The organism is Streptomyces sp. SID12501, from assembly GCF_010550245.1.
In the GTDB taxonomy this organism is placed as follows: domain Bacteria; phylum Actinomycetota; class Actinomycetes; order Streptomycetales; family Streptomycetaceae; genus Streptomyces.
This window is the reverse complement of the sequence record NZ_JAAGLU010000002.1, coordinates 328,446-340,969: the sequence shown is the minus strand read 5'-3', so window position 1 is coordinate 340,969 and position 12,524 is coordinate 328,446. Positions and strand designations below refer to the sequence as shown.

The following is a 12,524-nucleotide window of genomic DNA, read 5'->3' as shown; positions in this document are numbered from 1 at the left end:
CCTGGACGATTCACCGTTAGGGTGGGCTGAAACTAACCACAACATCTGACCAACAGGACACGATCGAGACGAAGCGTCCAGGAAAGGCACTCCCATGGCAGATCCGTCCAGCCCCGACGCGTCCGGCGAACCCCGCTCTGGACGGATCGGCATCGGTCTTGCCCTGGATTCTGTACATTTCAAGATCCTCGACGTCCTCCGCACCCAGGGCCGCATCTCCGTCGCCGCCCTTGCCGAGCGCGTCGGCGTCTCCCGCGCGAACGCCTACACCCGCCTCGAAGCCCTCCGCGCCGACGGCGTGATCAGCGGCTTCAGCGCCCGCGTCGACCACGGCCGGGTCGGTCTCGAAATCTGTGCCCTGATCTTCGTCACCGTCCGCCAGGAACTGTGGAAGCAGTTCCGCACCGCTCTCGCCCAGCTGCCGGAGGTGGAGTACTGCGCCGTCACCACCGGCCAGCACGACGCCATGATCCAGGTCCGGGTGCGCGACGTCGCCGCCGTACACCGCCTGGTCACCGACCAGTTGTCCACCATTCCCGCGGTCCGCGCCACCGAGACCGTCATCATCCTCGACGAGGTACTCCGCCGCCCCTACGTCCTGCCGTCCGCACCCGGCGCCACCGAGCCGACGCCCACCACCCCTCAGGGCGCCCCCGGAACGAGCCAGTTCGGCATGACCCGCTTCATCCGCGCCGCCGAAGGCCGGGCTGATCTCCAACGCGTTTCCGAGCCGGAGGACTGACAGCGAACGCGGCCGTCACCATCCAGGTGCGCACTCACAACGATGCCCCGGGCCGGACACCGGAGTGAGCCGAACCCGGAGCACCGACCGCCACGCACGGGCATCGCCCCGTGGGTTCACCGCAGCGTGCCCACGGCGTGCCCGTAGGAGCGGACAACCACGGTGGACAGCGGTGCGATCCGACCCGGTCATGTTCGACCTGGGTGTGTCCACCGATCACTCCAAGGCCGCGCTCGGCCGGCTGTCCGAGAAGGCCGGGCGCCTCAAGCCGAACGGCCGTCTCTTCTCCCGTTCGCCGCTCAGCGACGTCCTGGAGCTGGAGTCGATGCTCCTCGGCGTGCAGGGCAAGACGTCCTGCTGGCGCCCGCTCACGGCGTTCTCGCTTCCTCGCGCAGGGCGGGCGTCAGGCGCGGGTACCCCGACGGCCGGCGACGATTCGGACCTCGACGCCGTAGACGTAGGCGTAGAGGATCCCGGACCGTGCGGGCGTCCAGGCCACCGGGTGGGACTGCCGGGCACGGCGAAGGGCGGGCACCGGCAGAACACCGGTGCCCGCCCTCGTGTGCTGCGGAGTGACGGTCAAGCTCAGGCTCGGCGGTCTCCGTAGTAGCCGCCGACCTGCTCGTGGTAACCGGGGTCACCGACGTGCTTGTCCTTGTCGAACTCGGGGGAGTTCTTGATCTCTTCCTTGGTACGGCCGACATGGATCGTCCGCTCCGCGACATCAATGGACGAGATGACACCGGCAGGAAGCAGAACCTGCTTGCCGAAGATCCACACTCCGGTGTCGACGACGATATACGCGGCCCCGACGTCCTCGGAGTGCTTGTCGACCTTGCCGATCGAGCCGTCGCTCGCCTCGACCTTGAATCCCGTCAGGTCCGTCCCCGTCTGGTGGCCCATCTCGGCCGGGTAACCCCACACATTGTCCGTCATACAAAACCTCCCCTTGTCGTACGTGAATACCGAGGAAGCCCGTCAGATATCTCAGTGGGCATCCCTCGGTGGGTCGGGTGCCCACCGTTTCCCGTCCCACACAATTTATTTTCGGTCTACGCATCCGTAGGCACGACGACCAACGCGAGGGACGGTACGCGCAGCTGACTCACCAGCGGTACCAGCGGCCCCTCCTCGCTCCACCGGTTCCGGTACTCCGGGAGACGAATCGCAGGAACCACAGAACGTGAAGGGCGAATAGGGCGCCGCCCAATATCAGGGCGAGGAGAAGTAAAGAGTCAACACAGCCATGTTGATTCCACTTTTTCGAGGTCATGGCTGCTCATGCGCCACGAGGGGCACGGTTCAGCGGCGGCGCAGCATCATGACGACAGCGACGATGACAATGATGACGACGACAGTACCCAGACCTATATACACGAGCTTCTCCTTCCCTCAGGAAGCAGCACCCATCAGTGCCGCGAAGAACCGAGTGCCCCCGTCAAATCCTTTCAGCCCGCTCCAGTTGAGTCTGTTGCCCTGCTGTGACATTTACCGCACTACCGTCCGTCACTGAATTCCTCAGCTGCACGTTTCTCCACCGCCTCTTCATGGTTCGGCCCACCTACGGACGGGCCGCAAAAAAGGTCGTTCATGGTCTCCCCTTCACCTGATGACCGACCGGGACCATAAATGCGCCGAAGTAGCAATCACGGTGTTGGCGCAGGCGCTGCCCGACAGGCTCCAGACCCCCATCGCCCTCGGCCTGGGGCTTTTACCCGAGCGGGCTCTCCCGCGTCTTCTGGCACGTGTCGCGCTCGAGGATGGGGCATGCGGAGGGCACGAATGCCTTGCGGGTACAGCCCACTCAGTTGTCCGTGGTCACAGCTTCACCTTGTTCATCCCGTGTGGAGGTCTGCCACCGCACAACCTGGTCAAGCGCGTCGGCGAGCCGTTCGGCGGTGATGGACCGGATCGGGGACTGCATCGATCGCGGGCGGCCGCCCGGCCCAGAACGGCTGGTCAGCGGTCACCGGCACGGTCACCACGGGAACTCCGGCCCGCAGCGCGGCCGCCGTGGCCCATGCCCCGGTGTGGTGGACCACCGCGGCCAGCCGCAGGAGCAGCAGGTGTGCGGCACCGTCCCCGTCGGTGCCGGCGTCGTCGCCCTCGGCCGCGAGGCCTGCGCTACTGGACTGGACCATCGCCGACGCGACGGGCGCGCTCCGCTCCCGATACCTCTCAGGGGGTGCGGCTCGGGATCACACAGTTCTTCGGCTGTTCCCGGCCGGTGGGCCAGCCAAGGCCGACGAACTTCAGCTTGCCAAGGCCCTTCCGGCCCGGATCCAGTTCGACCACCGCGACCGGCTTGTCGTACGGGTTTCCACCGCTGGTCAGGCATATCAGGCCGCTCGTGCCCTGCACCCGGTGGCGGGACTGGAGCTGGGGCCATTCCCGGCCGACGTCCTCCAGGCCGGGCACCTTCTCGGCGCCGCCGCTCTGCACCTGATGCAGCGCTGTGCCGATGGTGACCAGGCCGTCGTAGACGAGCATCGTCCGGGAGTCCAGCAGGTCCGGGGTGGAGCCGAGATCGGTCCCCTTGTCGCGCGTGGTCCTGATCAGTTTGTTCAGGCTGTCCAGGGCCGCCTTGGGCTCGGTGAGGTACTGGGGGAGCTCGTCCGCGGTGGGCTCGCGGTCGTGGGTCGCGTCCCACTTCTTGCGCCAGGCGGCGAGTTCGGTGCTCCAGGCGGCAGGGTGCGCGGGAGCGGCGTACTGCACCGTCACTTTCGCCTGCCCGCCCTCGTCGCCGCGCAGTTGCGCCCAGTCCTTCGCCGACATGTCCTCCCGCAGCGAGGCGGCGTCGGAACCACTGATGATGGTGTAGTGCCGGTTCTCGCAGACCATCTGGGCCAGCTTGAGCGCGAAGATCCGCAGGTGCAGCGTGCGCCCCGCGAAGTAGACGGTGTCGGCCTCGGAGTCGCAGATGTTGTTGGCCATCTGGGCGAACTGGTTACCGCTCGATCCCGCCTTGTCAATCCCCGGGGATTCGTAGGGCATCGCGGCGGGACCGGCCGGCCCCTTCTCCTTGATCCCGGAGAACGCCTTGGCCAGCGACTCGTCGTAGCTGTCCGGACGCGTGTCGTAGACCAGCACCGTCCTGCGGTTCTCCCGGCCCCGTTCACCGTTGAAGTTGGACAGCGCCTGGGCCGCTTCGTAGTTGGTGGGGATGATCCTGGCCAGGCCGGGGTACTGGAGTTTGGTCATCCCGTCCGCCCCGTCCTGGTTCGCGATCTGGTCCCCGGTGATCCGGGAGGCGAGTACCGGGACCTTGTGCTCCGTCAGGCGTTTGACGGCGTCCTGCGTGTCGACGAGGCTGAGGTTGAAGCCGGTGACGGCCCGCAACCGGTCCTTTGACGAGTCGGCCATGCGCAGCAAGGTGTCCACGACCGTGGACTGGTGCCCGTAATCCTGTCCGGGGTTGGCCAGCACCAGGCGGATCCTCGGCGGTTCCCCCTCGCCCTCGTTGGCCTCCAACTGGCCCAGATACGCGCCCTGCAGGTCTCTGCGCATCTGCCGTCGCAGTGCCGGACTGTCCGACTGGAGGGGCAGCATCATCGCCACCGTGACGTAGGGCTGCCCCTCGATCTTCTCGTTCTCCTCCGCGATGGCCCGGGCCACGTCGCGGATCTCCGGGGTGCCGAAGTCGTAGCCGTCACTGCTGACGCCGACGCACTCGCCGCCGATCCGGTCAACTCCCTTGTGACAGGTGTCCGGTCGGGTCAGGGCGTACCAGCTGTACAAGGCCAGGGCCACGATCGTCACCGCGCCCAGCAGCACGTAGAGGATCTTCTTCCATCTGGGCATCCCCGTTAACTCCTTCGCCCGAGTCGGTCGGTACAGGCACAGCGCAGCAACGGCCTCTCGTTCTCGGCCAGTTCACGCCAGTGGGTGGCTGTCCTGCCGAGTTGCCCGGCACCGTCGAAGTCCATCTTCGAAAGATCCTTCAGCAGCTGGGCCAAGGTGCCGGCCGTCTCCTTTCCGGTCGGCCTGGTCCGCTCCTCGCACAGCCACACCGCGTGCAGCAGCTGGTCGACCGTGCGGCGCAGCGCCGGGCCGTCCACCGTGACCTCGCCCGTGGCACGCTTCCGGCGGGTGTCCGCCCCGCCCGGATACGGGGCCTGGGCGATCTCCAGCAGCTCCGCGCACCATTCCTGAGGGCGGCCTGGCAGCGTGGCGGCCAGGTGGCGGACCACGTCGTCCACGCCCCCGGACACCAGGTGGTGGTTCATCCGGTGCGCGAGGACCGAACGGAACGCCCCGCCGCCCGGCACACCCTCGTCCCCGGTACGTACGGCGTAGTGGTCCCGCAGCAGGTGGTGGTCGGCGTACCAGGCGGCGCCGTCGGGGCGTAGCCCGTACAACCGGTGCACCAGCTGCTGGCGCAGTCCGAAGTCCCCTATGAAGTGCCGTTCGCAGCTGGGCCACCCGGTGTCGGTGAGCAGTTGGGAGACTTCATGTGCCGCCAAGCGGTGGACACGGCCCGCCTGATGATGACGGAGCAGGACGTCCGCGCACTCCTCGTCATGGGCCACCGACAGGTGGATGAGCAGATCGAGCCACTGGTCGTGGTGCTCGATCGGCAACTTCACCGGCAGCTGGTCCAGGATCAGTTCCCGCAGCAGGACGTCCACCACCGTTCGGCCGGCGGCGGCGTCGCCGTCGCCCGGGCGTCGCAGCGTGGCATCCAGTATGTCCCGGTCATTGGCGTCCGTCGGCATCCGGAAGGCGCCGGCAGCGGCGGCCAGCCGGATCACCGTGTGCGGTCGTCCGCCGCTCAGCCGCGCCACGGCGGCATCGACACGGCGGCGGCTCGCGCTGCCCTCCGGTTCCGTGCGCCGGTGTCTTCGCTGGGTCTCCTCACGCATCTGGTCATCGGTGAGAAGGGGCATGCGCAGGAGGAGCACCCCGTCGGCCAGCGGCGCCCTGCCCTCGTCCGGATCCGGGCTCCGGGACGACTCGGGCGGTACGCCGCCGACGGGCCGGAACACCGCCGGGGGCAGCACCTCCTGCGACGACAACCCCTCGTACAGGAAGGCTCCGCCGTCCGCCCTGCGTGCCGTGCCCACGATCACCACGCGGTCGCGTTGCCCGCCCCGGCGGTCGGTGAGCACGCCGCTCAGCAGTTGCTCTCCCAGCGGTGACTCGGCGTGGTCCAGCAGCAGTCCCGGGCGTCCGACGCGGCGCAGCCAGGCCGATGCCCCCGTGTACCCCGCCTCAAGATCCTCCCGTAGCGCCCTGAAGAGGAAGCTCTCCGCCAACTTCCGCTGCTCGCCGCCGGCCTGGAAGTCCTCGGCGAGGTCGTACAGCCCGTTCTTGGGGTTACCGACCGCGCCGGGATACGCGCCGTAGGTCCGCGCGAGTTCCGCCCTGCCCCGTGGGGCCAGACTTGGCGCCAGATTCGCGAACACGGCGTCCAGCAACGCGGTGCTCACGGAGGCCGCCAACGGATCGAGCACCTGCCCGGAAAGGGTCGTCAGCAGGTTACGGCCGGCTCCAAGGAACACGCCCTTCCAGAATTCGCCCGTTGCCAGGCCGCCGAATCGCCGCCTCTGAGGCAGCTCCTCGTACCGTGCGATCTCTGTGGCGACCGTGGTGGGCGTGGCGTTCGCGACGCCGGTCGCGATCACCGCCAGGCCCGTGAAGAGCCGGGGAAAGACGAACGGCCCGCCTGTCCCCTGCCACATGCACAACCGCCGGGCGGCCTCGACCAGCGCCTCGGTCGCGGCCGAACGGGCGCCGGGTTCCGGCCCCGCCCGGTCCGCGTACACCGGCGAGCCGCAGTCCAGCAGGATCACCGGCACCTTGGGGGCGAAACGGTCCCGCACCACGCGTAACAGCCGTCCCTTGCCCATGCCCGGGCCGCCGGTGAGCAGCACCACCGGGAGGTCGGGGCCGTACAGCAGTTCGCGACCAGCGCCCGACGGTGACCGCCCGAGCAGGTGCGCGAAGAAACCGTCCTCTTCGAGGAGTTTTTCGAACCCCAAATCCTCACACACGGATTCCCTCACGGGCATCTCCCCGCCCAGAAGCAGTGATCGTCACGGCGCAGGAAGATTAGTGGAACATGACATGTTCTGCTGGGACAACAGTGTTTGTGTGAAAGAAGATTGGTGATCGTGCACAATGTGGCGCTACGCCCTGCGGGCACCGTCCCGACGCCCCCGTTCGCCCCCGAAACCGAGTGCTCCGCCGGCGGTGTCGCGACAGACCACGACGGGACTGGATGTGAACAAGAGAACGCCGGGGCGCAAGCGGGGACCGGCCCTCGACGTGGTCCACCTGCTGGCTCCCGGTGTGTGCGGTCGCGACCGGCGCTCGGGATCAGCCACAGAGAAGATGCGGCTGATCGGTGCAGGGGCTGTGCACTGTGCAGCCCGGTTGCTGGTGGCGCCCGTGCCCACAGCGTGCCCGTAAGAGCGGACAACCACGGTCAACAGCGGTGCGATCAGGCTCGTGCGACGACGCCGGCACAACGAATCAGCGCAGGTCAGCAGTCCTGCACCCGCCCAAGCGCCGTAGCTTCCCAAGCTGAGAGTGCGAGTTCGATTCTCGTCACCCGCTCCATGACAAAGGCCCAGGTCAGCGACCCGGGCCTTTTTGCTGTCGTCGTCAGTTATTCGCTGCGTGCCAGATTCGTGCCGGAACGTTGATCGTCTGGATCAATGGCGTCTTCATCTGGCACGGCAGCAGCTTCCTGACGTGCCTTGCGCGCGGTCGCGTCGAGTCCGTCCGGTAGCAACTTCCTGCTGTCGATCGTCGTCGGAGTGTTGACAGATCAACGCCGCCTTCTCCGAGGACTGGCCGGCGCGGACCATCGCGTCCTTCAGCGTGGTGCCTGACCGCGTCGACAGGGTGTGTCCGGTGTGGGGAAGGCCGTAGAACCGGAAGCCGTCGGCATACCGATGACGGGTCCCGGGGCGGACTCAGATCCAGACGGGCGCGTGGTCCTCGGAGTAGCGGGCGCCGAAGCCGCCGTGCGGCAGGATCTCGTCGATCGTGGCGAGGTCGGCCTCGGTCAGAGGGACGTCGACGGCGCCGGCGTTCTCCTCGATGCGCTGGACGCTGCGGGTGCCGGGGATCGGCACGACGCGCTCGCCCCGGGTGAGCAGCCAGGCCAGGGCCAGCTGGGAGACGGTGATGCCCTTGGTCGCGGCCAGGTCGCCGAGCTTGCCCACGGCCTCGACGTTCTTCTCGAAGTTGCCGGGCTGCCAGCGGGAGTCGACGTTGCGCATGTCGGTGACGTCGTATTCGCCGGCGGGCTTGGCTGTGCCGGTGATGAAGCCGCGGCCGAGCGGTGAGTAGGCGACGAAGCCGACGCCCAGTTCGTCGAGGACCGGGAAGAGCTGCTCGACGTCCCGCTCGAACAGGGAGTACTCGGTCTGCAGGACGGAGACCGGCTGCACGGCATGCGCCCTGCGGATGGTCTGCGGGCCGGCCTCGCTCAGGCCGAAGTACTTGACCTTGCCCGCGTCGATCAGCTCCTTGACGGTGCCGGCCACGTCCTCGATCGGCACGTCCGGGTCGACGCGGTGCTGGTAGAGGACGTCGATGTGGTCGACGCCGAGGTAGCGCAGGCTGTTGTCGGTGACCGTACGGATGTTGTCGGGGCGGCTGTCGAGACCCAGCCCCTGCTCCGTCTGCGCGAAGCCGAACTTGGTGGCCAGCACGACCTCGTCGCGGAAGTCCCTTACCGCCTTGCCGAGCAGGACCTCGTTGTTGCCGGTGCCCCAGCCGTAGAGCTCGGCGGTGTCGAAGAAGGTGATGCCCAGGTCGTGGGCGCGCCGGATGGCGGCGACACCCTCCTGCTCGTCGCCGGGGCCGTAGCCCATCGTCAGGCCCATCGAGCCGTAGCCGATCGCCGCGACCTCCAGGCCCTGGCTGCCGAGTGTCCGGTTCTGCATGACGCGCTCCTCAGGTCAAACCAAAATGTTTGTTTTTACCGTACGCCTTGCGGGCGGCCTTTGCCAAACAGACCTTTTTGGTTGGGTAGTCTTCAGGCATGGCAGACTCGACCCGCGCAGACTCGACCCGCGACCGCATCGTCACCGCGGCACGGGCCGAGTTCGCCCGGTACGGAATCGCCGGCGCACGGATCACCCGCATCGCCAAGGCCGCGAAGACCAGCTCGGAACGCCTCTACGCGTACTTCCGCAGCAAGGAAGAGCTCTACCGGTTCGTCGCCGAACAGGAGCTGGCCGCGGTCCTCGAGGCGACCCGCCTGGACCCCACCGATCTGCCCGAATACGCGGGGCGGGTGCACGACTACTTCCTCCGGCACCCCGACCGCTTCCGGTTCATCAGCTGGGGACGCCTGGAACTCGCCGGCGCCGCCGCCGACCCCGTCACCCGGGAAACCTTCCGCCGAAAGGCCGAGCAGCTCCGCAAGGCCCAGGAGGCCGGTCACCTGGATCCCGCCTGGGACCCCGTCGACATCCTCGTCTTCGTCAGCCAGCTCGCCACGGCCTGGGCCGGCCAACTCGACCTCGTGGACGCGGCGGCCGACCAGGTCCGCGACCCCTCCCCGGCAGCCCGCCGCGCCGCCGTCGTCACTGCCGTGCAACGCCTGTTCCCTGCCACCGCAGGCGACGCCGGCGACGGAGCCGGGAGCTGATCGATCGACTTCGGTATCCGCCCGGCCGCATCCTTCGCCCGCCGGTAGGCCAACGTGTCGAAGAGGTAGGACTGCTCATCCCCCTGCCCCGAGCGCTCGGCCGATCGGTGTGGAGTGAGGACCTCCGACAGGCCGGCCGGCTCAGGGCGGGCCTCCACCCTGCGTCCGACGCTTCTGCGGTCGGCCGGCAGTAGCCGCCGCGTCCGGGGTTCAGGATCCGGTGCGGTAGCGGGTGAGCATGAGGGCGACGGCTTCGTCCACGATCGTGGTGTCGGTGGGGTCGGGCGGGATGAAGTCGGTGCGTACGAGTTGGGGCCACAGGAGCTGGCCGCAGATCATGCCGAGGAATTGTTCGGCCACTGCGGATGCCGGCTGCGTCTGTCCGTCGGCCGAACGGAAGTCGAGTGTGCCGGCCTGCGCTTCGGCGTCCAGGTAGTCGCGGAGCCGGCCGAAGAAGGGTCCGCGGTCGATGGCGAAGCCGGTGCCGACGATGTCGGCGAGTTCCGGCATCTGGGGAAGTTCGGTGATGATGAGGCGGCACAGCGCCGCCGTGCCGGGCCGCGAGACCAGGCAGGCGTAGTCGCGGCCGATGTGGTCAAGACCGTACCGGGGATCACCGGGCGGGGGCGGTTCGGCGTACTGCACGTCCAGCTGCCACTGCTCGGAGGTGACGGCCGCGAACAGCGCGGCCTTGGAGGGGTACCGCTTGAAGAGGGTGCCGGTGGAGACGCGGGCCTCTCGGGCGATCTGGGCCAGGGAGGTCTTGTCGTATCCCCGGGCGAGGAAGAGGTCGCGGGCGGCGCGGATGATGCGCGCGCGGTTCTCCGCTTTGATCTGCGCGTGATACCCGGCCTGGCACGTATCGCCACCGGTTTCCGTTCGGTCACGGTCCGCCACCGACATACCCACGCCCCTCGCCCGTCTCCCAGCCGCATCCTCGCTGTCAGAGAACGGTCTGGCCACCGTCCAGGATAAGGTCCTGGCCCACAGCGAAGGCGGAGGCATCGGAGGCCAGGTACACGACGGCTTCCGCGACCTCCTCGGGCAGACCCATGCGCCCCAGCGGAATGCCGGAGCTGATCGCCTCCAGAACCGCCGTCTGCTGCGCGGGATCCTCGATCCCGAGCTTGGAGTACAGCGGGGTGTCCACCGGGCCGGGGCTGACCGCGTTGAACCGGATGCCGTGCGACCTGAGCAGGTCCGCGTTCCACGACCGCATCAGGGAACCGACAGCCGCCTTCGTCGCGGCGTAGGCGTTCGACTGCCCGTAGCCGCCGTGCGCACTGTTGGACGCGTTGAGGACGACCGAGGACGGGTTGGCCAGCACGGGCACCAGGGCCTGCGTGAGAAAGAAGACGCTCTTGACGTTGATGTCGAAGAGCCGGTCGAAGCTGTCCTCCGTGTGGTCCTCGAACGGCCGCCAGTCCGAGACGCCGGCGTTCAGGAACGCCACGTCCAGCTCCCCGAAGTGCTCACGCACCCGCTCCGCCAGGCCGCGCTGCGCATCGAGGTCGCGCGCATCGGCCTGCACCACCGGCACCTTGTCCCCGAGGATCTGCCGCGCCTTGTCGATGCTGGCCGGGGTTACGCCTGTGACCAGCACGTCGGCGCCCTCCGCGACAAAACGCTGTGCGGTCTCCAGGCCGATGCCACTCGTGCCGCCGGTGATGAGGGCGCGCTTGCCCGCAAGACGATTCATGTTCATTGTTCCTTGCCGAGTCGTGAGGTAAGTCGATGGACTCACCACTTGAAGGTAGCCCCCGCATCACCCATAAGGCAAGTCGATCCACTTACCATTGGGAGAAGGTGACCGACACCGGCTCGAAGGCCATGTCGCTGCCGTCCGCGAGGAGCCGGGCGAGGGTGGTCTTCCCGACCGCCGGGCGGCCCCGCAGGATGGTGGAGCCGAGTCGCTTCCGGGCGGCCGCCCGGGGCCGGCAGCGGCGTCCGCGGCCAGGAGGTGGTCCTGCCCGACGGCGTGCTCCAGCTGCTTTGCGGGGCGCAGGCGGTCGGCGACTGACCGGAGGGCTCTTCGTCGAAGAGCGGCAGGATCACTACGGTCGGTAGGTGCGCGGGTCGACAGGCCGCTCGGCCCGGTGACGGACTGTGGCATCGAAGGAGGCGGAGGGTGCGCCGCGCGGGCGCGGTGGCACGTCCCATCCTTCCGTCGAAGCCGACCGGAGGGGCGGTAGGCTGCGGACACGTGATGGTCGACAAGCGACACTCCGGGCCGACGAGGCCGAGCGGGCAGGCCGGACCAGCTGCGGTTCCGCTGTACGGTTTCCAGCCCCCGGTCGGTACTCCGTACGGCCTCGAGGTGAGTACCGTCGAGGACTTCTTCGCCCAGCACGACGACTGGCCGTGGAACCCGCCCCGTCCGGGCCGTGCCACCTTCCACTACCTGATCCTGGTCACCGAGGGTGAGTTGCGGCACGACGTCGACCACGTCACGCGGACCGTCGCCCCCAGCCAGTGGCTGTGGGTGCGTCCCGGGCACGCGCAGTGCTGGCATCCGCCCGGCGCGGCCCGCGGCCCGTTCATCCTGTTCGAACCGGACGTGCTGCGGCCCGACCTCGCCCGTCTCCTGGCCCCGCTCACCGCGCACGAGGCCCCTGCAGTGCTCAGCCCGCACCCCGACGACACCGCCTGGCTCCAGCAGACGGCACTCCAGCTCCTGGACGAACACCGCGCACTGGGGCGCCGCCCCCTCGACATCCACCACGCCCTGCGGCGCAGCCTGCTCGAATCGCTGCTGCTGCGCCTGGCCAACTCCCCGGACATCGCCCCCATCGGCACGGCCACGGCCGGCATGGGCCGTGCCGACAGGTACGGGCGCTTCCTGGACGCCCTGGAGTTGCACTTCCGCGAGCTGCACCAAGCCGCGGACTACGCCGAGTTGCTCGGCTGTTCGGTCCGCACCCTGAGCCGTGCCGCCCGGGACGCCACCGGCAAGGGGGTACGTGAACTCATCGACGAGCGGCGCCTCCTGGAAGCCCGGCGTCTGCTCGGAGGTGCCCGGTGGGACGCCCGGGCTGTGGCCGTCCACCTCGGCTTCACCGACCCCGCGAACTTCGGCCGCTTCTTCCGCGACCGCACCGGTCTCACCCCGGCCGTCTACGCGACCGGCGAGGCCACGACCGTCTCCCCGCCTCTCCTTGGTTGACGATCCCGGTG

The 12,524-nt window shown here is 68.5% G+C and carries 11 protein-coding genes and 2 pseudogenes; 4 read left to right on the top strand and 9 right to left on the bottom strand.

Annotated features, from left to right (window positions below):
- The first annotated feature begins 94 nt into the window (after positions 1-94).
- Both G3I71_RS03280 and G3I71_RS03275 read left to right on the top strand, forming a co-directional pair.
- On the top strand, positions 95-742 hold the full coding sequence (locus G3I71_RS03280) for an Lrp/AsnC family transcriptional regulator (protein ID WP_164312325.1): 648 nt from the start codon (positions 95-97) through the stop codon (positions 740-742).
- Between the two features lie 172 nt (positions 743-914).
- Entirely contained in the window at positions 915-1,349 is a 435-nt protein-coding gene (locus tag G3I71_RS03275; RefSeq protein ID WP_164312079.1) for a hypothetical protein, read from the top strand.
- On the opposite strand, the gene G3I71_RS03270 is transcribed toward G3I71_RS03275, so the two are convergent.
- The 7 genes and pseudogenes from G3I71_RS03270 to G3I71_RS03245 all read right to left on the bottom strand — a co-directional run bounded on the left by G3I71_RS03270 (position 1,328) and on the right by G3I71_RS03245 (position 8,640).
- Positions 1,328-1,678: a PRC-barrel domain containing protein gene (locus G3I71_RS03270; RefSeq protein WP_164312324.1), complete on the bottom strand. Its 351-nt coding sequence runs from the start codon at positions 1,676-1,678 to the stop codon at positions 1,328-1,330. The two genes, G3I71_RS03275 and G3I71_RS03270, sit on opposite strands and share 22 nt — an antisense overlap.
- 169 nt (positions 1,679-1,847) lie before the next feature.
- The gene (locus G3I71_RS50815; protein WP_164312322.1) at positions 1,848-2,015 is read right to left on the bottom strand and encodes a hydrophobic protein; all 168 of its coding nucleotides are present in this window, start codon (positions 2,013-2,015) and stop codon (positions 1,848-1,850) included.
- A 585-nt stretch (positions 2,016-2,600) separates the two neighbouring features.
- Positions 2,601-2,883, bottom strand: a pseudogene (locus tag G3I71_RS03260) (nucleotide disphospho-sugar-binding domain-containing protein); the annotation flags it as partial.
- A 37-nt stretch (positions 2,884-2,920) separates the two neighbouring features.
- Entirely contained in the window at positions 2,921-4,543 is a 1,623-nt protein-coding gene (locus G3I71_RS03255) for an ABC transporter substrate-binding protein (RefSeq protein WP_203729155.1), read from the bottom strand.
- Positions 4,544-4,548: 5 nt separating this feature from the next.
- Entirely contained in the window at positions 4,549-6,747 is a 2,199-nt protein-coding gene (locus tag G3I71_RS03250; protein WP_343242829.1) for a hypothetical protein, read from the bottom strand.
- Positions 6,748-7,352: 605 nt separating this feature from the next.
- A pseudogene (locus G3I71_RS50810) lies at positions 7,353-7,632 on the bottom strand (site-specific integrase); the annotation flags it as partial.
- A gap of 30 nt (positions 7,633-7,662) precedes the next feature.
- Positions 7,663-8,640, bottom strand: a complete 978-nt coding sequence (locus G3I71_RS03245) for an aldo/keto reductase (RefSeq protein WP_164312321.1) — start codon at positions 8,638-8,640, stop codon at positions 7,663-7,665.
- Between the two features lie 98 nt (positions 8,641-8,738).
- On the opposite strand from G3I71_RS03245, the gene G3I71_RS03240 reads away from it, so the two are divergent.
- On the top strand, positions 8,739-9,350 hold the full coding sequence (locus G3I71_RS03240) for a TetR/AcrR family transcriptional regulator (protein WP_164312320.1): 612 nt from the start codon (positions 8,739-8,741) through the stop codon (positions 9,348-9,350).
- A gap of 210 nt (positions 9,351-9,560) precedes the next feature.
- Here G3I71_RS03240 and G3I71_RS03235 read toward each other — a convergent pair whose 3' ends face one another.
- Positions 9,561-10,253 (bottom strand): TetR/AcrR family transcriptional regulator, encoded by a 693-nt coding sequence (locus G3I71_RS03235; protein ID WP_164312319.1) that lies wholly within the window; start codon positions 10,251-10,253, stop codon positions 9,561-9,563.
- 40 nt (positions 10,254-10,293) lie between these two features.
- Positions 10,294-11,049: an SDR family oxidoreductase gene (locus G3I71_RS03230; RefSeq protein WP_164312317.1), complete on the bottom strand. Its 756-nt coding sequence runs from the start codon at positions 11,047-11,049 to the stop codon at positions 10,294-10,296.
- A 618-nt stretch (positions 11,050-11,667) separates the two neighbouring features.
- Here G3I71_RS03230 and G3I71_RS03225 point away from each other — a divergent pair.
- Positions 11,668-12,513, top strand: a complete 846-nt coding sequence (locus tag G3I71_RS03225) for an AraC family transcriptional regulator (protein WP_164312316.1) — start codon at positions 11,668-11,670, stop codon at positions 12,511-12,513.
- Positions 12,514-12,524: the final 11 nt, after the last annotated feature.